The sequence below is a fragment of the Antarctobacter albus genome (genome assembly GCF_900101505.1).
Lineage (GTDB): Bacteria > Pseudomonadota > Alphaproteobacteria > Rhodobacterales > Rhodobacteraceae > Antarctobacter > Antarctobacter albus.
Genome location: NZ_FMZI01000006.1, coordinates 83,597 through 101,796, shown reverse-complemented (window position 1 = coordinate 101,796; position 18,200 = coordinate 83,597). Strand labels below are relative to the sequence as shown.

General features: G+C 64.5%; 18 protein-coding genes. 8 read left to right on the top strand and 10 right to left on the bottom strand.

Features of this window, described 5'->3' with window-relative positions; genetic code table 11:
* Positions 1 to 8 precede the first annotated feature (8 nt).
* The 4 genes from paaI to serA all read left to right on the top strand — a co-directional run bounded on the left by paaI (position 9) and on the right by serA (position 4,901).
* Positions 9 to 461 (top strand): hydroxyphenylacetyl-CoA thioesterase PaaI, encoded by a 453-nt coding sequence (gene paaI, locus BLQ71_RS12015; RefSeq protein ID WP_074621889.1) that lies wholly within the window; start codon positions 9 to 11, stop codon positions 459 to 461.
* Between the two features lie 27 nt (positions 462 to 488).
* The gene (gene paaK, locus BLQ71_RS12010; protein WP_074621888.1) at positions 489 to 1,793 is read left to right on the top strand and encodes a phenylacetate--CoA ligase PaaK; all 1,305 of its coding nucleotides are present in this window, start codon (positions 489 to 491) and stop codon (positions 1,791 to 1,793) included.
* Positions 1,794 to 2,054: 261 nt separating this feature from the next.
* Positions 2,055 to 3,209 carry a phosphoserine transaminase gene (locus BLQ71_RS12005; protein WP_043140767.1) on the top strand — a complete coding sequence of 385 codons (1,155 nt, stop codon included), beginning with the start codon at positions 2,055 to 2,057 and terminating at the stop codon, positions 3,207 to 3,209.
* A gap of 90 nt (positions 3,210 to 3,299) precedes the next feature.
* Positions 3,300 to 4,901 carry a phosphoglycerate dehydrogenase gene (gene serA / locus BLQ71_RS12000; RefSeq protein WP_043140770.1) on the top strand — a complete coding sequence of 534 codons (1,602 nt, stop codon included), beginning with the start codon at positions 3,300 to 3,302 and terminating at the stop codon, positions 4,899 to 4,901.
* A 70-nt stretch (positions 4,902 to 4,971) separates the two neighbouring features.
* On the opposite strand, the gene BLQ71_RS11995 is transcribed toward serA, so the two are convergent.
* Positions 4,972 to 5,427, bottom strand: a complete 456-nt coding sequence (locus BLQ71_RS11995) for a GFA family protein (RefSeq protein WP_074621887.1) — start codon at positions 5,425 to 5,427, stop codon at positions 4,972 to 4,974.
* A 107-nt stretch (positions 5,428 to 5,534) separates the two neighbouring features.
* Here BLQ71_RS11995 and BLQ71_RS11990 point away from each other — a divergent pair, with 107 nt between their 5' ends.
* Positions 5,535 to 6,269, top strand: coding sequence for a metallophosphoesterase family protein (locus BLQ71_RS11990; protein ID WP_074621886.1), 735 nt, complete (start codon positions 5,535 to 5,537; stop codon positions 6,267 to 6,269).
* Here BLQ71_RS11990 and BLQ71_RS11985 read toward each other — a convergent pair.
* Positions 6,243 to 8,009, bottom strand: coding sequence for a SulP family inorganic anion transporter (locus BLQ71_RS11985; protein WP_074621885.1), 1,767 nt, complete (start codon positions 8,007 to 8,009; stop codon positions 6,243 to 6,245). The genes BLQ71_RS11990 and BLQ71_RS11985 overlap by 27 nt on opposite strands.
* A 163-nt stretch (positions 8,010 to 8,172) precedes the next feature.
* Positions 8,173 to 9,846 (bottom strand): bifunctional protein tyrosine phosphatase family protein/NAD(P)/FAD-dependent oxidoreductase, encoded by a 1,674-nt coding sequence (locus tag BLQ71_RS11980; protein ID WP_074622024.1) that lies wholly within the window; start codon positions 9,844 to 9,846, stop codon positions 8,173 to 8,175.
* A 272-nt stretch (positions 9,847 to 10,118) separates the two neighbouring features.
* Between BLQ71_RS11980 and BLQ71_RS11975 the strand changes: the two genes are divergently transcribed.
* Together BLQ71_RS11975 and BLQ71_RS11970 are read left to right on the top strand one after the other, a co-directional pair.
* Positions 10,119 to 10,553, top strand: coding sequence for a universal stress protein (locus tag BLQ71_RS11975; RefSeq protein WP_074621884.1), 435 nt, complete (start codon positions 10,119 to 10,121; stop codon positions 10,551 to 10,553).
* A 25-nt stretch (positions 10,554 to 10,578) separates the two neighbouring features.
* Positions 10,579 to 12,132: an alanine/glycine:cation symporter family protein gene (locus BLQ71_RS11970; protein ID WP_043140783.1), complete on the top strand. Its 1,554-nt coding sequence runs from the start codon at positions 10,579 to 10,581 to the stop codon at positions 12,130 to 12,132.
* 112 nt (positions 12,133 to 12,244) lie between these two features.
* Here the strand turns inward: BLQ71_RS11970 and BLQ71_RS11965 are convergent, their stop codons facing one another.
* Positions 12,245 to 13,042, bottom strand: coding sequence for a class I SAM-dependent methyltransferase (locus BLQ71_RS11965; RefSeq protein WP_157923301.1), 798 nt, complete (start codon positions 13,040 to 13,042; stop codon positions 12,245 to 12,247).
* Between the two features lie 209 nt (positions 13,043 to 13,251).
* Positions 13,252 to 14,601 carry an aminotransferase class III-fold pyridoxal phosphate-dependent enzyme gene (locus BLQ71_RS11960; RefSeq protein ID WP_074621882.1) on the bottom strand — a complete coding sequence of 450 codons (1,350 nt, stop codon included), beginning with the start codon at positions 14,599 to 14,601 and terminating at the stop codon, positions 13,252 to 13,254.
* A 227-nt stretch (positions 14,602 to 14,828) separates the two neighbouring features.
* Here BLQ71_RS11960 and BLQ71_RS25995 point away from each other — a divergent pair, with 227 nt between their 5' ends.
* Positions 14,829 to 15,017, top strand: a complete 189-nt coding sequence (locus BLQ71_RS25995) for a hypothetical protein (RefSeq protein WP_069210587.1) — start codon at positions 14,829 to 14,831, stop codon at positions 15,015 to 15,017.
* Between the two features lie 81 nt (positions 15,018 to 15,098).
* On the opposite strand, the gene rpmE is transcribed toward BLQ71_RS25995, so the two are convergent.
* From rpmE to BLQ71_RS11935, 5 genes are all read right to left on the bottom strand, one after another.
* Complete coding sequence (gene rpmE / locus BLQ71_RS11955) at positions 15,099 to 15,320, bottom strand: 50S ribosomal protein L31 (RefSeq protein WP_043140792.1); 222 nt, start codon at positions 15,318 to 15,320, stop codon at positions 15,099 to 15,101.
* A 12-nt stretch (positions 15,321 to 15,332) separates the two neighbouring features.
* Complete coding sequence (rplS, locus tag BLQ71_RS11950) at positions 15,333 to 15,728, bottom strand: 50S ribosomal protein L19 (RefSeq protein WP_043140793.1); 396 nt, start codon at positions 15,726 to 15,728, stop codon at positions 15,333 to 15,335.
* A 228-nt stretch (positions 15,729 to 15,956) separates the two neighbouring features.
* The gene (locus tag BLQ71_RS11945) at positions 15,957 to 16,877 is read right to left on the bottom strand and encodes a Hint domain-containing protein (RefSeq protein WP_083342231.1); all 921 of its coding nucleotides are present in this window, start codon (positions 16,875 to 16,877) and stop codon (positions 15,957 to 15,959) included.
* A gap of 473 nt (positions 16,878 to 17,350) precedes the next feature.
* Entirely contained in the window at positions 17,351 to 17,686 is a 336-nt protein-coding gene (locus BLQ71_RS11940; protein ID WP_074621880.1) for a hypothetical protein, read from the bottom strand.
* Between the two features lie 61 nt (positions 17,687 to 17,747).
* Entirely contained in the window at positions 17,748 to 18,200 is a 453-nt protein-coding gene (locus BLQ71_RS11935; RefSeq protein ID WP_074621879.1) for a GNAT family N-acetyltransferase, read from the bottom strand.

Sequence of the window (18,200 nt, the reverse complement as noted above, 5' to 3'; positions counted from 1 at the left end):
GGAGCGAGATGACACCGCAGCAACGCGCCGAGCGTGCGGCCGAGGCCATGTATGCCAAGGATACCGCCGCGCAGGAGATGAAGATGCAGGTCGAGGCGGTGGGTCCCGGTCGGGCCGTGCTGTCGATGGAGGTTCAGCCAGCGCATCTGAACGGCCACCGCATCTGTCATGGCGGGATCATCTTTACCCTGGCCGACACCGCTTTTGCCTATGCCTGCAACAGCTACAACACCCTGACCGTCGCGCAGGAAAACCAGATCACCTTCCTGGCGCCGGGCCAGCTGGGCGAACGGTTGACCGCCACTGCCGAGGAACAGGCGCTGGCCGGCCGGTCCGGCGTCTACGACGTGACCGTGACCGGCGGGGATGGTCGCAAGGTGGCGCTGATGCGCGGCCTGTCGCGCACCGTGAAGGGCCAGCATTTCCCCGAAGACGAATTGACCCAGGAAGATCGCGCCTGACGCGCCAGCACTGCCGGAGGAGACCCGATGGAAGACCTCACCCCGTCCAAGGACAGCCTTGACCCGATCGAGATCGCCTCGCGCGATGAGATTTCCGCCCTGCAGTTGCAGCGGATGAAATGGTCGCTGCGCCATGCCTATGACAACGTGCCGTTCTACAAGCAGAGCTTTGACGCGGCGGGCGTGCACCCGGATGACCTGACCTCGCTGGCGGACCTGGCCAAGTTCCCCTTCACGGTCAAGACCGACCTGCGCGACAACTATCCGTTCGGCATGTTCGCCGTCCCGCGCGAAAAGGTGCGGCGCATCCATGCGTCGTCCGGCACCACGGGTCAGCCGACGGTCGTGGGCTATACCGACAACGACCTGGATGCCTGGGGGACGGTGGTCGCGCGCAGCCTGCGGGCGGCGGGGCTGAAGCCCGGCGACGTGCTGCACAATGCCTATGGCTACGGGCTGTTCACCGGCGGTCTTGGCATCCACCTGGGCGCCGACAAGCTGGGCCTGTCCACGGTCCCGATTTCCGGCGGCATGACCCAGCGCCAAGTGCGCCTGATCGAGGATTTCCAGGCCACGGGAATCACGGTCACGCCCTCTTACGCGCTGTCGATCATCGACGAATATGCCGCGCAGGGCCGCGACCCGCGCAAGTCTCCGCTGAAGGTCGGGATATTTGGCGCCGAGCCCTGGACCAACGCCATGCGGCTGGAGATCGAAGAGGCCTTCGACATGCACGCGGTCGACATCTATGGCCTGTCCGAGGTCATGGGGCCGGGCGTGGCGAATGAATGCGTCGAGACCAAGGACGGCCTGCATATCTGGGAAGACCACTTCTACCCCGAGATCATTGACCCGGAGACGGGCGAGGTGCTGCCGGACGGCGAGCTGGGGGAACTGGTCTTCACCTCGCTGACCAAGGAGGCCTTCCCGGTGATCCGCTACCGGACCCGTGACCTGACGCGCCTGCTGCCCGGTACGGCGCGGTCGATGCGGCGGATGGAGAAGGTGACGGGGCGGTCGGATGACATGATCATCCTGCGCGGCGTCAACGTCTTCCCGACCCAGATCGAGGAACAGCTGATGACGGTCAAGGCGCTTGCACCGCATTTCCAGCTGGAACTGGACCGGGTCGACCACAAGGACGTCATGAAGGTGGTCGTCGAACCCTGGCCGCATTCCGTCGAAGGCGGCGCCGAGGCCGCACGCGAACTGGCGGCCAAGGTCAAGCAGGTGGTCGGCGTGACCGTCAAGGTCGAGGTTGCCGACCCCGGCGGCGTGGCCCGCAGCCAGGGCAAGGCGGTGCGGATCGTCGACAACCGGCCCAAGACCTGAGGGCCATCGGGCGACGCTTGCCGGGCCATGCGGCCCGACGTCGCCCCGCCCACCGTCCCTGAAAGGCGCCTGCGGGCGCCTTTTTCCGTTTGGAGTGGCCTTGTCGAGTTTCCGATTGGCGTCAGGGCCACCGCTTGCGGGCCTGAAACCCGACGCAATAGGTGCAAAAACCGACTTGCCGAGTCTCCGGCCCTGCCGTAGATGCGTTCGTGGGACACCCCTCCCCAACGAGGGGCATCTATCTGGAAGGTTAGCTCAGCTATGGCACCCCAAGCACCGGCAACGCGGCCGGCTAATCCGCGTTTTTCCTCTGGCCCCTGCGCCAAGATCCCCACATTCTCCCTGGACAAGCTGTCCGACGCGGCCCTGGGCCGGTCACACCGCGCGGCGGTGGGCAAGGATAAGCTGAAAGCGGCCATCGAAGGCACGCGCGAAGTCCTGGGCATCCCGGCTGACTACAAGATCGGCATCGTTCCCGCGTCCGACACCGGCGCGGTCGAGATGGCCATGTGGTCGATGCTGGGCGCACGCAAGGCGACAATGGTGGCTTGGGAAAGCTTTGGCTCGGGCTGGGTGTCCGATGTCGTCAAGCAACTCAAGATCGACGCCGATGTGAAAGAGGCCGGCTACGGCGAGATCGTGGACATGGCCGCGATCGACTATGACACCGACGTCGTCTTTACCTGGAACGGCACCACTTCGGGCGTGCGCGTCCCCAATGGCGACGTGATCCCGGCGGACCGCCAGGGCCTGACCATCTGCGACGCCACCTCGGCGGCCTTTGCGCAGGACCTGCCCTGGGACAAGCTGGATGTGACGACCTTTTCCTGGCAAAAGGTCATGGGCGGCGAGGCCGCGCACGGGATGCTGATCCTCAGCCCCCGCGCCGTCGAGCGGCTGGAAAGCTACACCCCCGCATGGCCGCTGCCCAAGATCTTTCGCCTGACCAAGGGCGGCAAGCTGATCGACGGCATCTTTACCGGCGCGACGATCAACACGCCGTCGATGCTGGCGGTCGAGGACTACCTGGTGGCGCTGGACTGGGCGCGCGAGATCGGCGGTCTGACCGCGCTGATGGCCCGCGCCGACGCCAACGCCAAGGTGATCTGGGATTTCTGCGATACGCACGACTGGATCGCCAACCTGGCAGAGGACCCGGCGACGCGGTCGAACACCAGTGTCTGCCTGAAGTTCACCGACGACCGGATCAAGGACGGGGCCGCCTTTGCCAAGGCCGTGGCCAAGCGGCTGGAGGCTGAGGGCGTGGCGCTGGACATCGGCGCCTATCGTGACGCCCCGGCGGGCCTGCGCATCTGGTGCGGCGCCACGGTGGAAACCTCGGACATCGAGGCCCTGATGCCCTGGCTGGAACACGCCTTTGCGGCAGAGATCGCGGCGCAAGCGCAAGCCGCCTGAGACAACACGCGCGCCCCGGGCCTGACCCGGGGCCTCTCCCCCATATCCTCTCAACAGGAGGCCCCGGATCAGGTCCGGGGTGTGTATCCCATGACTGCACCCAAAGTTCTCGTCTCCGACAAGCTCTCGGAAACCGCCGTCCAGATCTTTCGCGATCGCGGCATCGATGTCGATTTCCTGCCCGACGTGGGCAAGGACAAGGAAAAGCTGGCCGAGATCATCGGCCAGTATGACGGCCTTGCCATCCGGTCGGCCACCAAGGTGACTCCCTCGATCCTGGAACATGCCCACAAACTGAAGGTGGTGGGCCGCGCCGGGATCGGCACCGACAACGTCGACAAGGAAGCGGCGTCGAAAAAGGGCGTGATCGTGATGAACACGCCCTTCGGCAACATGATCACCACTGCCGAACATGCCATCGCCATGATGTTCGCCTGCGCCCGCCAGATCCCCGAGGCCAGCGCCTCGACCCATGCAGGCAAGTGGGAGAAATCCAAGTTCATGGGGGTCGAGCTGACCGGCAAGACCCTGGGCGTGATCGGCGCCGGCAATATCGGCGGCATCGTCTGCGACCGCGCGCGCGGCCTCAAGATGAAGGTCGTGGCCTATGATCCCTTCCTGTCGGAAGAGAAGGCCGGCAAGATGCAGGTGGAAAAGGTCGAGGACCTGGACGACCTGTTGAAGCGCGCCGATTTCATCACGCTGCACGTTCCGCTGACCGACCAGACCCGCAATATCCTGTCGAAGGAGAACCTGGCCAAGACCAAGAAAGGCGTGCGCATCATCAACTGTGCCCGTGGCGGCCTGGTCGACGAGGCGGCGCTGGCAGAGCTGATCAAGTCCGGCCACGTGGCCGGCGCGGCCTTTGACGTCTTTGCCGAGGAACCGGCCAAGGAAAACCCGCTGTTCAACCTGCCGAACGTGGTCTGCACGCCGCACCTTGGCGCCTCTACCAGCGAGGCGCAGGAAAACGTCGCCCTGCAGGTGGCGGAACAGATGTCGGATTACCTGCTGACCGGCGCGGTGCAGAACGCGCTGAACATGCCCAGTGTCACCGCCGAAGAGGCCAAGGTCATGGGGCCCTGGATCAAGCTGGCCGATCACCTGGGCAGCTTCATCGGCCAGATGACCGACGAGGCGATCAAGGCGATCAACATCCTTTACGACGGCGAAGCGGCGACCATGAACCTGGAGGCGCTGAACTGTTCGCTGATTGCCGGGATCATGAAATCGGTGAATCCCGAGGTGAACATGGTTTCGGCGCCGATGGTGGCGCGCGAGCGTGGCATCAAGATCTCGACCACCAACCAGGAGCAGTCGGGCGCCTTCGAGGGCTACATCAAGGTGACGGTCGTGACCGAAAAGCGCGAACGCTCGATCGCCGGGACGGTGTTCAGCGACGGCAAGCCGCGCTTCATCCAGATCAAGGGCATCAACATCGACGCCGAGGTCGGTCGCCACATGCTGTATACCACCAACAACGATGAACCGGGCATCATTGGTGCGCTGGGGCATACGATGGGCAAAAACGGCGTGAACATCGCGAACTTTACCCTGGGGCGCAAGGATGCGGGCGGCGAGGCCATCGCGCTGCTGTACGTCGATGAGCCGGTCCCGGCCGAGGCCCGCGCGCAGTTGGCAGAAACCGGCCTGTTCAACCAGATCAAGCCGCTGCAATTCGACGTGGCCTGAACCTGGCGTCAGCCCTGACGGCTACGACCCTCTCCCGCGCGCCGGGGGAGGGTCTTTTCTTGTCCGGGTGTCAGCCCTGCGCGTGGTATTCGGCGATCAGCTCTTCGAACCGGTCCATCGGCGGCCATTCCACGTAGCTGTGCCGCGCCGGGGTGGTGGCCCAGGGCAGGCGGGCGCTGGTCATGGTCTCGATGAAGGGCGAAAACCAGCTGGTGTCGTCGAACATCGTCGGGCGGACGTTCACGAAGGCGTCGATCCCGGTGATGCGGGTGAACATCCAGCTCATGCAATGCGGGCAGCCCATGTGGTCTTGGTTCGGCCCGTGGGTGCCGCATTCGACCGGCGCGCCCTTTGTCACGTCCAGCCCGTCCGCCGGGACCATGACGGTCAGGGAAAAGGCGCTCGAGGACATTTTCTGGCAGCCCCGGCAATGGCAGGCGGCGGTCATCAGGGGCGGCTTGGTGATCCGGATGTGGACCTGGCCGCAGCGGCAGGACCCGTCGAGGGGCAGGGAAGGCGTCGGCATGATGTTTCCTTGGCTGTTTCCTGGCCGCACCCTAGGCGCAACCCGCAGCCCCTGCCAGAGGTGCGGGCGCTCTGGCCCGGCCCCGGGGAACATGCTAGGCGGCGGGCATGGGTGACACGATCTACGCCATTGGCGACATACACGGCCAGCTGGCCATGCTGAACACCGCGCTGGACCGGATCGAGCAGGACGGCGGGCCGGATGCGCGCGTGATCTTCCTGGGCGATTACGTCGACCGCGGGCCGAACTCTCGCGGGGTGATCGAACGGCTGAGCCGGGGTCTGGCCGAGGGGCGAAACTGGGTCTGCCTGAAAGGCAACCACGACCGCCTGTTCGAATGGTTCATCGCGCCGCCCGCACCGCGCCAGGACCCTTACCTGCTGCTGGGCTACGACTGGTTCCATGAACGCATCGGCGGGCTGGACACGGCGGACTCCTACGGTGTCGACGTGCCCACTCGGATCCGGCGCAAGGATCTGGCCGCCGAGTTCCGGGCCGCCGTGCCGCCGGAACACCTAGCCTTCTTGCAGGGGCTGAAACTGATGCACCGCGAGGCGGGCAAGGTCTTTGTCCATGCGGGCATCCGCCCCCGCGTACCGCTGGATCAGCAGGACGAGGAAGACCTGTTGTGGATCCGGCAAGAGTTCCACGATGACCCGCGCGACCACGGGGCGTTGATCGTGCACGGGCATACGCCGGTGGAGGCGCCCGAGCTGAAACCCAACCGCCTGAACCTGGATACCGGGGCGGGCTACGGGCGCCCGCCCGGCGTTGCCGTTCTTGAGGACAATGGCGCGATCTTCACGCTCGAAGCGTCAGGCCGCACCTACCTTGGCGGGTGAACCCTGTTCCGGGCTGGGGGCAGGCTCTTGCAGGGCTTGCCAGGCGTCGTATTGCGACAGGAAGACCTTGCCAGTCAGCTCGTCCAGGAAATGCGACCGTTTCAGCCGGTCCATCACCGGGCCCTTGACCTCGGACAGGTGCAACTGAATGCCCATTTCCGACAGGCGGCGATTCAGTTCTTCCAGCGTTTCCAGCGCGCTCATGTCGACCTCGTTGACCGCCGGGAACATCAGCACGACATGTTCGATCGGCTCGTCACAGGTGACGCGGCCAAGAACGTAGTCCTCGAGGAAACGCGCGTTGGCGAAATACAGGCTTTCGTCCACCCGCAGCGTGACGAGGTGCGGCAGCGTTTCGACCTTGTGACGCTTGATGTTGCGGAAATGATGGGTCTCCGGCACCAGCCCGACCTCTGCCACATGCGGGCGCGAGGTCTTGTAGAGATGCAGGCCGATCGAGATCAGCACACCCGCCGAAACGCCCAGTTCCACGCCGAACCCCAGCGTCAGGACGATGGTGGCAAAGACAGCGGCGAAATCGACCTTGGAATAGCCCCAGGCCTTCTTGAGGATCGAGAAATCGACAAGGCTGAGGACGGCCACGATGATCGTCGCGGCCAGCGTCGCCTTGGGCAGGAAGAACAGCAAGGGCGTCAGCAGCAGCGTCGCAACGGCGATGCCCACGGCGGTATAGGCGCCCGCCGCCGGGGTTGCGGCGCCGGCGTCGAAGTTCACCACCGAGCGCGAGAAACCACCCGTCACCGGAAAGCCGCCCGAGACCGCCGAGGCGATGTTCGAGGTGCCCAGGCCGATCAGCTCTTGGTCGGGCGAGATGCGCTGGCGCCGCTTGGCGGCCAGCGTCTGCGCGACGGACACGGATTCCACGAAGCCGATGATCGAGATCAGCAGCGCGGACATGAAGAGCTCATTCCAGAGCGCCGGCGAAAAGCTGGGTGCGGTCAGCGGCGGCAGGCCCATCGGGATCTCGCCGACGATCTTGACCCCGGCATTCGACAGGCCAAAGACCCAGGTGGCCAGCGTGGTCACGACGACGGCGGCCACCGGCCCGGCCTTGGTCAGCACGTCGGCCAGTTTCGGCGGGACCCCCTTTTTCAGCAGCAGCGGTTTCAGCCCCTTGCGGACCCAGAACAGGAAGGCCAGCGCCGTCAGGCCCAGGACGAGGGTATAGCCGTTGGTCTCGCCCAGATGCGCGAACATGGTGCGGATCAACTCGGTCAGGGTGTGACCGTGCATGTCGATGCCGAAGATATGTTTCAGCTGCGAGGCGGCGATCAGCACGCCGGAGGCGGTGATGAACCCTGCGATGACCGGGTGCGACAGGAAATTGGCCAGAAAGCCCAGCCGGAACAGCCCCAGCAAGGACAGGATCACGCCAGAGATGAAGGCCAGCGTTCCGGCGGCCAGCGCAATGTCCACCGGGTCCGACAGGCCCAGGTTGCCGATGGCGGCGGCGGTCATCAACGAGACGACGGCCACGGGGCCGACGGCAAGCGCGCGGCTGGTGCCAAAGATCGCATAGGCCACCAGCGGCAGGATCGAGGCGTAAAGGCCCATCTCGGCGGGCAGGCCCGCCAGCAGCGCGTAGGCCAGAGATTGCGGGATCAGCATGATCGTCACGATCACCGCCGCCAGCCCATCGGCAGAGGCGGTTTCGCGGTCATAAGTCCGCGCCCAGTCGAGAATGGGCAGGTAGCGGGTCAGTTGGCGTGGCAGTTGCATGGCGAATCCTGCTTTCGGGTCGGGTTCATCCCCCGAGTCGCGTTTGGAACTCGTATATATATTCAGGAATCAGAATTTAAAAGGGGCAGTGCGCATTCGCCAGACGACTTCGGCAGACGAAAAGGGGCCGGGCCATTGGCTCCGGCCCCTTGTGCCCTTGGGTTTATCCGGCCGAGACGCTTTCCGGCTTGGCCATCCATTCCTTCCCGCGCAGCATGGCCTTCCAGTAGACGGGCGGCAGGATCTGTTCCTTGAGCAACCAGGCGGCGCGCGTCGGCTTGGTGCCGTCGATCACCCACTTGGGGAAGGAGGGCAGCAGCGCACCGCCATAGCCGAACTCGGCCAGAACGATCTTGCCCTTCTCCACCGTCAGCGGGCAGGACCCGTAACCGTTGTAGACCGCATGCGGGCTGAGGCCGCGTGTGTCGGCCACCACGTTCTCGGCCACCACGGGCGCCTGCATCCGGGCGGCGGCGGCGGTCTTGGCGTTGGGCGCGTTCATCACGTCCCCGAGCGACCAGATGTTGTCATAGGTCTTGTGCCGCAGCGTGGCCTGGTCCACGTCGACCCATCCGGCGGCATCGGCCAGCGGTGACACGCGGATGAAATCCGGTGCCACCTGCGGCGGGCAGACATGCATCATGTCGAAGTCGACCGTGACCTCGGTCGGCTCTTCGTCTGGCTTGGAGACCTTGAAGGTCGCCGTTTTTCCGGGGCCGTCCACGGCGATCAGGTTGTGGAAGAAGTTCAGCGAGGCGTCGTATTTCCTGACGTAGTCCATCAGCGCTGGGACATAGTCCTTGACCCCGAAGAGCAGGCCGCCGGCGTTCATGAACTGGATGTCGATGTCCTTCAGTCGACCGGTGCGGAACCAATGGTCGCCCGACAGGTACATCGCCTTTTGCGGTGCGCCGGCGCATTTGATCGGCATCGGCGGCTGGGTGAACAGCGCGCGCCCCTCGCGCATCTTGCTGACCAGTTCCCAGGTGTAGGGCGCCAGGTCATAGCGATAGTTCGAGGTCACGCCGTTCTTGCCCAGCGTGTCCACCAGCCCCTCGACACCGTGCCAGTCCAGTTTCAGCCCCGGGCAGACGATCAGCCGGTCGTATTTCACCACGCGGCAGCCATCGAGCACCACGGCATTGTTCTGCGGCTCGAAGGCGGCGACGGCGGATTTGATCCAGTGGACACCCTGCGGGATCAGGCTGCCCATCGTGCGGGCCGTGGTCGCGGCCTCGAAGACGCCGCCGCCGACCATCGTCCAGCCGGGCTGGTAATAGTGCACGTCGGCCGGGTCCAGAATGGCGATGCCCAGCCCCGGCTTGCGTGCCTTGAGGCTGGAGGCCACGGCGATCCCCGCCGCGCCGCCGCCCACGATCACGACGTCGAACTTGGCGTCGCCCTCGTCCGTGGGGGTCTTGCCGCCGTTCACGATGCGCCGCACGACACCGGCCATGTCATAGCCGGCGCCCTTGGTCGCGGCGAGGATGGTCGCCGGGGCCAGCGCATTGGCCTGGCTCAGCGACCAGAGCGTCGCCGACCGCGTGCCGGTGCGGCAGTAGGCAAAGACCGGGCCGGGCAATTCTCGCAGCAGCTTGCCAAAGGCCTCGGCGTCCTCGTCCCGGACCTTGCCCGAGGTCACGGGCTGATAGCGGACCTCCAGCCCCTTGGCCTTGGCCGCCGCTGCGATCTCGTCAAAGGTCGGCTGATCGGCGCCCTCGCCATCCGGGCGGTTGCAGATGACGGCGCGATAGCCGGCGTCGGCGATCTCTTGCAGGTGATCTGCGGTGATCTGGGGAGAGACGGTGATGTCGTCGGTGATCTTGCGGAATTCCAAGGCCTGCACCTCCTGCATGCGGGGAATCGGGTTATGCGAAAGTATACATTCATTTCTGCGAATGCGTCATGGGCGAAACGGTCGCAGGCTGATGGGGCAAAACCGGCCCCTTACCGCATAAAAACCGGGAGATGTTTCGCCTCAGGCGCGAAAAATTGGATAATTCGGTCGAACCGGCATGCGTTTGACATGTTTTCGGGAAAATCCCCTGTCACACCGTTGTTACTCTTCACTCAGCCATAAGGCGAATAAACGGAACAGGGACAATCAAGATGAACGATAAGTTTGTCGTCGGATATGACGGCAGCGAAGCGGCGCGGCGTGCGCTGGACTTCGCGATGGATCGCGACGCGGCGCAGGGAGCGACGGTTGTGATCGCCCATGTGCTGGAATGGTCGCCCTACTCCTTCCTGACCCCGACCGAGCTTGAAGAGCGCCACATGCGCCGCAAGGAAGAGCTGAACCGGGCCGAGAAATCGATCATCACGCCCGCCAAGGCCGCGGTCGAGGGCAAGGGCGTGCCGGTCGAGACGGTGCTGCGTTACGGCCATATCGCCGACACGCTGTGCGAGGTCGCCGACAAGATGGAGGCGGCCCAGATCTTCATCGGGCGGAACGGGCATTCGCGTTTCGGCAGCCGGGTCTTCGGCTCTGTCGCCGGGTCGCTGGTCCAGACCGCCCCGGTGCCCTGCACCATCGTCCCCTGAAGCGCCGTAGAACAGGACAACCGACATGAACAGATTGACACAACGTGCGGCGCTTGCCGCCACGGCTTTTCTGCTTTTTGCGGGCGCTGCCGCCGCGCAGGAGCAGACCATCGACGACAGGATCAACGCGGTCTTCAGCGGCGCAACCGGCTGGTTCGTGAGCTTCATCTTCAGCCCCTTTCCCGGCACCAGCTTTCCCTGGATCGTCGCCTGGCTGGTGATCGCGGCAACCGTCTTCACCATCTACTTCGGCTTCATCCAGTTCCGGGCCTTTCCGCATTCCATCGCGCTGGTCAAAGGCGACTATTCCGATCCTGATGACGCGGGCGAGGTCAGCCACTTCCAGGCGCTGGCCACGGCGCTGTCGGGCACGGTCGGCCTGGGCAATATCGCGGGTGTCGCGGTGGCCGTGGGCATCGGCGGGCCGGGGGCGACCTTCTGGATGATCCTCGCCGGTCTCATGGGCATGGCGTCGAAATTCACCGAATGTACGCTGGGCGTGAAATACCGAAACGAGTTCGAGGACGGCCATGTCTCGGGCGGCCCGATGTACTACCTGACCAAGGGCTTTGCCGAACGCGGACTGCCGGGCGGCGGCATCCTGGCGGTGCTCTTCTCGATCTTCTGTATCCTGGGGTCGCTGGGCGGCGGCAACATGTTCCAGGCCAACCAGGCACACCAGGCGCTGACCGGGGTGCTGGGGGATTATCCCGGCTTCATCACCGGGCTGATCTTTGCGGCGATCGTCTTTGTCGTCATCATCGGCGGGCTGAAATCCATCGCCTCGGTGACGGAAAAGGTCGTGCCCTTCATGGCGGTGATCTACGTCGGCACGGCGCTGATCATCCTGATCATGAACGCCGACATGATCGGCTGGGCATTCGGCCAGATCTTTGCCGGTGCCTTTACCGGGTTGGGTGTCGCGGGCGGCATGGTCGGCGCGCTGATCCAGGGGTTCAAGCGGGCGGCCTTCTCGAACGAGGCGGGCGTCGGTTCGGCGGCCATCGCACACTCTGCCGTGCGTACCAAGGAGCCGATCACCGAAGGCTTCGTGTCCTTGCTTGAACCCTTCATCGACACGGTGGTGATCTGCACCATGACGGCGCTGGTGATCATCATCACCCAGCAACTGGTGATCGACGAGGCGACGGGCAACTACCTGCTGAACGAGGCCGGAACCGCGATCAGGACGGTTGGCGATACCTCGGGTGTGGGCCTGACGGCGGCGGCCTTCGGCAGCTCCTTCAGCTGGTTCCCGACGATCCTTGCCATTGCCGTGATCCTCTTTGCTTTCTCGACCATGATCAGCTGGTCCTACTACGGCCTGAAGGCCTGGACCTTCCTGTTCGGCGAGGGAAAGACCAAGGAACTGGTGTTCAAGGTGATCTTCTGCATCTTCGTGATTATCGGCGCTTCGGCCAGCCTTGGCCCGGTGATCGACTTCTCGGATGCGGCGATCTTTGCGATGGCGGTGGTCAACATCATCGGCCTCTACTTCCTGATGCCGATCGTCAAGCGCGAGGTGAACAGCTACCTCGACCGCCTGAAATCCGGCGAAATCAAGAAGTTCAAGCACTGAGGCTTGCAACAGCGCAGGCAGGGGGCCGGGTTTGGCCCCCTGCCGCACAAATCCGTCATTGACCGATCCGGGGGCCTGCGGACAAAGGGCGTTTGAAGCCCGGTACAGTGGATCAGGCTTTGGCGACCACGACGTGCGACGCGTGTGGAAATGTCATCGCCGTTCCGTCGAAACAGTCCTCCAGCCCATCCAGAAAGATCCCCACGGCGCGCGCAACGCCATCCCTTGCCAGGTCTGACAGCTTGTCCCCCGTGTGCATGCCGCCCATTGCCCCGATCGCAAAGGCGCGGGCATCAGGGTGATGCAGCGTCAGGGTCACGGGGTCGACTTCGATGTCCCGGAAACCCGCCTCTTTGAACAACTGCCTCAGCTCATTGCCGTCCGGCAGGCTGCAGATGGCCCGGACAGCATCCCCGGCGGTGCTGCCGACACAGGCGTCAAGCGCGGCGGCCTGCGCCCGAAGCATCGGGTTGACGTCCAGCTCTCGTTGCACGCAGAAGACAACCCGCCCGCCCGGTTTCATGACGCGGTGCAGATCGCTCAGCGCGGCGGGCTTGTCCGGGAAGAACTGCAAGGCTTGCTGGCAAAATGCCAGATCGAAGCGGTCGTCCGGGAAGGGCAGGTGTGCCGCATCGGCTTCGACCCATTCGACATCCCTTGCGGCGTTGTCGGCGAGGGTCCGTGCGACGCGCAGCATGTCGGGGCTGTGATCGCAGCCAGTGAGACTGCCCGGTTGGAACGCGAGCGAAGAGACCAGCCTCGTGACCACGCCCGTGCCGCAGGCAAGATCAAGGATATGTTCCCCCGCCCCGGGTTCAGCGCGGCGGACGAGCTCTTCTGCCCAGGGCCTGAAGATCACCGGTACCAGGATCGACTGGTAACGGTCTGCAAAGGTCAAGTCTGTCGGCATGTCCGCACCCAACGGTTTGCGCGTGACGCCGGGCAAGATCATGCACCTGGCTCCGACGCCGCGTCATTGATGCTGGATTCAGCTTATCACGGATGCGGCACGGGCCAAATGTCAAACTGCCGGAGCAGCGACAGTGCGGTGCGCCGGCGGGTGACGCGCACCGAAAGGGCTGGAAGGGGCCGTGTCGTTTCACGGCCCCCGGCCCGCTGTCAGGCGGAGGCAAACCCCTTGTCCAGGGCGGTGAGGATGGTGTCGATCTCGCCCTCGGTGATGGTCAGCGGCGGCGACATCAGGATGTTGTGCATGCCAAGGCGGACCATCGCGCCAGCCTCGTAGGCGGTCTGGTGGATGCGCTTCATGGTTTCACCGTCCATCGGCGTCTTGGCCGCGCGGTCGCTGACGATCTCGATCCCGGTCATCAGTCCGTGGCCGCCGCGCACGTCGCCGATGATGTCATAGCGTTCGGCCAGCTTGCAGACCCCGTCATACAGCTGCTTGCCGCGTGCCGCCGCGTTGGTTTTCGTGTCGAGGCGCAGGGTCTCTTCGAGGCAGGCGATCACCGCCGCGGCGCCCACCGGATGCGCGGAATAGGTGTAGCCGTGGTAGATGCCGCCATCGGCGCCCGCACCTTCGAAGACCTCGGCCACCTTGCCCGACATCAGCGCCGCGCCCACCGGGAAATAGCCCGATGTGATGCCCTTGGCGGTGCTCATCATGTCGGGCTGCACGCCCCAGTGCCGCGCGCCGGACCAGTCGCCGGTGCGGCCAAAGCCGGTGATGACCTCGTCCGAGATCAGGAGGATGCCGTGCCGGTCGCAGATCTCGCGCATCAGCGGCATGAAGGTCGCATCCGGTACGATCACGCCCCCGGCGCCCTGGATCGGTTCCATGATGAAGGCCGCGATGGTGTTTGCGCCCTGGAACTGGATCTCGTCTTCCATCGTCTGCGCGATCAGTTGGGCCAGTTTCGCCGGGTCCGTCTCGTTGAACGGGTTGCGATAGGGGTAGGGAGAGGGCAGGTGGAAACAGCCGGGCAGGAGCGGTTCATAGTTGATGCGGAAGCGGTTGTTGCCGTTGACGCTCGCGCCGCCGAAATGGGTGCCGTGATAGCCCTTTTTCAGGCTGAGGAACTTGGTGCGCGTCGCTTCGCCCCGCAGGCGGTGGTACTGCCGCGCCAGCCGCAGGCAGGTTTCCACCGAGTCCGATCCGCCCGAAGTGAAGAACACCCGCTCCATGCCGTCAGGGGCAAAGAACTCCTGCACCGCATAGGCGGCCTCGATCGCCGGCGGGTTCGAGGTGCCGGCGAAGGCCGAGTAATAGGGCAGGTCGAACAGCTGATCCGCGATGGCCTGTTTCACCCGGTCGTTGGAATAGCCAAGGTTCACGCACCACAGGCCGCCCACCGCGTCCACGGCAGAGTGCCCGTCGATGTCGGTGATGCTGCTACCCTCGGCGCCCTTGATGATCTTGGGCGGGTTGGCCTGTGCGTCGCCCGGGGCGCCCATCGGGTGCCAGAGTTGGCGGGCGTTGTTTTCCTTGAGAAAGTTCTCGTCCTTCATGGCGGCGACTCCGGCTGCAGGTTTTGATCAAATTGGCAGGGGCGTGACGGGCTGTCCAGTGGGGCGACGCGCCTTCGGTATGGTGAATGCCGCAGGCACGGGGCCTGAGATGCGCAAGAACCAGCCGGGTCCGGGTGAGGGAAATCAGACTGACGCGCCGCGACCGGCCGGCGTAGCTTTGACCGGCGGGGTGTTCCAGGCCCCGAATTTTGATTGAGGAGATTACAATGCGTATAGCTTTGCTTTCGATGACAACCCTTGTTGCCCTGGCCAATGTCGCCGTGGCGGACACCCCGCCCTGCATGCCCAAGGTCAGCCCGGGACAGGTGAAATGGACAACCTGTGTGCCGGATGAATTGCATGCCCCCAGCGGCCCCAAGACCGTGTCCGGGATGGGGCTGAGCGTCAAGAAATGACCGCTCGAACGGCCGTTCGCGGTCTGCCAAACGAAAAACGCCGCCCCGAGGGGCGGCGTCCTGTTTCGAAAGGCGGAAGGCTCAGAAGCCGAGGCCTTCGTATTTCTTCTTGAACTTCGACACGCGGCCGCCCTGGTCGAGCATGCGGCCCGTACCGCCGGTCCAGGCCGGGTGCACGGTGGGGTCGATGTCGAGAACGAGCGTGTCGCCCTCTTTGCCCCAGGTCGAACGGGTCTGATACTCGGTCCCGTCGGTCATCTTGACGGTGATCAGGTGATAATCGGGGTGCAGATTCTTTTTCATATCGCGGGCTCCTTACGCGTCAGCGCCAGCGCTCTTGCCTTTGAGCGGCTTGTAGGTGGTGTCCTCTGCGATACGGGCCGACTTGCCGCGGCGCGAGCGCAGGTAGTACATCTTGGCGCGGCGGACGCGGCCACGACGGACGACTTCGATCGACTCGATGTTGGTCGAGTACAGCGGGAACACACGTTCCACGCCTTCACCGAAAGAGATCTTGCGAACGGTGAACGAACCCGCGATGCCCTTGCCGTTCTTGCGGCTGATGCAGACGCCTTCGTAGTTCTGCACACGGGTGCGGGTGCCTTCGGTCACCTTGTAGCCGACGCGCACGGTGTCGCCGGGCTTGAAATCGGGAATGCTCTTCCCGAGCGAGGCAATCTGTTCTGCCTCGAGCTGTGCGATCAGATCCATCTGACCTTCTCCTATGTTCGTCGCGGTTTTCCCGCGGAGATGTCTGGGCAGTGCTTTCCCCCTGTCGGGAAAAAGATGACCAGCTGTTCTTTGTTCGGGTGTCGCCCGTTTCCGGGCAACAAAACCAATCGGCGCCGAGTCGCCCCGGCACCGAAAGATGCGTGTCCTTACATGCGCGCCGGAGCTAAATCAAGGACCAAGACCCACGGCCCGCAAGGTGCGTCGCGATCAGGCGCTTTGCGCGAAATCCGCGTGCCGCGGGGCATCGTCGTCCAGCCGGGCGCGGAGGCTATCGGGCAGGAAACGGCGGCTGGAAATCCGGGGCAGGGCCATCTCGTGGATGAGCCGGTCTGCGCCGTTCAGGTCGAGGTATTCCTGGTAGTTGGCAAAGGCGCCACGCCCGGCGTAATCGACATAGGTTTCTGCCGGGGCGCCTTCCGCCAGCAGCGCCTCGTGGGTCTCGGTCTCGACATGGTAGACGTTAACGGTCTGGGGCATCTGCGCCGGGTCGGCCCAGGTGATCCCGCGCCCGTTCACCAGGACAGAGGCGTTGACGACATGCCCGTCCAGAACCATTCCGTGATCGCCGGTCACGATCAGGTCGCGCAGCGGTAGCCCAGCACCCAGCGCGCCGGCACGGATCACGATCAGGTGGCCGTCGACGGGACGCACCGCCTGGTGGCCGACCCAACGTACCCGGGTGGTGCCGCCATCGGCGCGCAGGATCTCCTGGCCCGCTGTCAGCGTTTCGACGGCGGCTTCGCCCCGGGCGGTCGCGATCCGGGTGCCTGCCGCAAAACAGTTGATCGTGCTGGCGGATGCGGTGGGCGAAGAAATGGGCTGCGTGACGGCGCTGCCGTTCAGCGTCGACAGGTCGTCGATGCTGGAATCGAAGGGGATGTAGAAATCCCGGCCGTCCTGGAAGATGGCATATTCGTTGCCGTTGATCGTGATGGTAAAGCTGCTGAAGGACAGCGTGCTGCTGCCCCACTGAAGATAGTCGAAGCCAAGGTTGACCTGGCCATCAGTGTTGCCGTCCACCACGGTCGTGTTCGAGGTGTAGAGAACGTAGTTCCCGGAGGGCGTCAGGGTCGAACCGCTGTCCGAGCCTCGGAAATACAGCATGTCCGTTGCTTGGAAGTTTGGCATTTGGGGTCACTCCTTTTTGGTACAATCTTTTGGCGCGCAGGCCTGTCTGATCCGTTCGACAGGGCGTCCGCAGCGGGCGCCACATGTCGTTGCAAGGCGCGCGAACCGAGGGCTCGCGCGGTGGATGGTCTGATGTGCCGACGGTCTGTCAGGGGATGGGGTGGTAGGGCACGCGCGGGGGTGCGGTGGGCCGTCCGGGTCGTTCAGGGCCGACGCGCAGAGCGCGTTAGTGGCCCGGTTGCAGCACCGTCAGGGACACATGTCTCATGTGTGGGGAGCGCGCTGTGCGCTGTCTGGGGCTGGCAGTGCGGCCCGGAAAATCCGGACCGGACGGTGTGGGGCAGAAAACGCCTCCGCAATGGTCAAAGATGGACATGGCTATCCCGAAACAATCAAGTTTTCAGAAAGATAGCCAGAAGGCCCCGAAAGTGAATGCCGAATTGACGTGCCGTCGCGTCAAGGGTGCGAGGGGGTCATCGTGTCGAACATTGCGCCAGCGTTGTGCCGTTCATGGTCTGCGCGTTCAGGTTCGCGGTCAGGACCACCGTCACAAAGGGATTGCCCTGGGCATAGGACAGCGTGTCGGCACATTCGCCCAGCCCGTTGTCGGCCTCGATGGTGATGATGGTATCGCCGTGGTGCTGGTGGGACAGCGAGACCTCGAGCATCTCCGGGTCCTCGTCGAAATCGGGGGAGATGGCCCGAAATCCGGCGATTTCCGGCCCCTGGAACCGCCATTCCACGGTGTGTTCCCAGGCCAGGGCCGGCATGGCCAAAAGGCAAAGGGAAAGGGCGGGGACAAGGCGCATGACGGTTCTCCAAGGCTGGACCGGGGTAGGCTGGCACGCGCCATCCGGCCTGTAAAGCCGCTCAGAGCGCCAGCTTGAAGCCGGTGTGGCTGCCGGTGAAGCCGAGGCTTTCGTAAAAGTGATGCGCCTCGGGCCGGGCCGTGTCCGAGGTCAGCTGGACAAGGGTGCACCCGCGGGCGCGACAGGTCTCGATGGCCCAGTCGAACATCTGCCGGCCAAGCCCCTCGCCCCGCGCCGCGCGGGCGATGCGCACGGATTCGATCTGGCCCCGCCAGGCGCCCATGCGGGACAGGCCGGGCAGGAACGTGATCTGCAGGCAGCCAAGGATTTCCTGGTTTCGGACCGATACGGCAAGCAACTGGTTCGGGTCCGCGTCGATCCCGGCGAAGGCAGAGATATAGGCCCGGTTCAGTGGCAGAGAGGCGTCCTCGCGCGCCGCGCCAAGGTCATCATCGGCCAGCAGGGCGACGATGGCAGGCAGGTCCTCGGCGGTGGCGCGGCGAAAGCGGATCAC

What these genes read in the sequence shown, in the direction of transcription:
- paaI (WP_074621889.1), top strand. Translation starts at nt 9, where the DNA reads ATGACACCGCAGCAACGCGCCGAGCGTGCGGCCGAGGCCATGTATGCC.
- paaK (WP_074621888.1), top strand. Translation starts at nt 489, where the DNA reads ATGGAAGACCTCACCCCGTCCAAGGACAGCCTTGACCCGATCGAGATC.
- BLQ71_RS12005 (WP_043140767.1), top strand. Translation starts at nt 2,055, where the DNA reads ATGGCACCCCAAGCACCGGCAACGCGGCCGGCTAATCCGCGTTTTTCC.
- serA (WP_043140770.1), top strand. Translation starts at nt 3,300, where the DNA reads ATGACTGCACCCAAAGTTCTCGTCTCCGACAAGCTCTCGGAAACCGCC.
- BLQ71_RS11995 (WP_074621887.1), bottom strand. Translation starts at nt 5,427, where the DNA reads ATGCCGACGCCTTCCCTGCCCCTCGACGGGTCCTGCCGCTGCGGCCAG.
- BLQ71_RS11990 (WP_074621886.1), top strand. Translation starts at nt 5,535, where the DNA reads ATGGGTGACACGATCTACGCCATTGGCGACATACACGGCCAGCTGGCC.
- BLQ71_RS11985 (WP_074621885.1), bottom strand. Translation starts at nt 8,009, where the DNA reads ATGCAACTGCCACGCCAACTGACCCGCTACCTGCCCATTCTCGACTGG.
- BLQ71_RS11975 (WP_074621884.1), top strand. Translation starts at nt 10,119, where the DNA reads ATGAACGATAAGTTTGTCGTCGGATATGACGGCAGCGAAGCGGCGCGG.
- BLQ71_RS11970 (WP_043140783.1), top strand. Translation starts at nt 10,579, where the DNA reads ATGAACAGATTGACACAACGTGCGGCGCTTGCCGCCACGGCTTTTCTG.
- BLQ71_RS11965 (WP_157923301.1), bottom strand. Translation starts at nt 13,042, where the DNA reads ATGCCGACAGACTTGACCTTTGCAGACCGTTACCAGTCGATCCTGGTA.
- BLQ71_RS11960 (WP_074621882.1), bottom strand. Translation starts at nt 14,601, where the DNA reads ATGAAGGACGAGAACTTTCTCAAGGAAAACAACGCCCGCCAACTCTGG.
- BLQ71_RS25995 (WP_069210587.1), top strand. Translation starts at nt 14,829, where the DNA reads ATGCGTATAGCTTTGCTTTCGATGACAACCCTTGTTGCCCTGGCCAAT.
- rpmE (WP_043140792.1), bottom strand. Translation starts at nt 15,320, where the DNA reads ATGAAAAAGAATCTGCACCCCGATTATCACCTGATCACCGTCAAGATG.
- rplS (WP_043140793.1), bottom strand. Translation starts at nt 15,728, where the DNA reads ATGGATCTGATCGCACAGCTCGAGGCAGAACAGATTGCCTCGCTCGGG.
- BLQ71_RS11945 (WP_083342231.1), bottom strand. Translation starts at nt 16,877, where the DNA reads ATGCCAAACTTCCAAGCAACGGACATGCTGTATTTCCGAGGCTCGGAC.
- BLQ71_RS11940 (WP_074621880.1), bottom strand. Translation starts at nt 17,686, where the DNA reads ATGCGCCTTGTCCCCGCCCTTTCCCTTTGCCTTTTGGCCATGCCGGCC.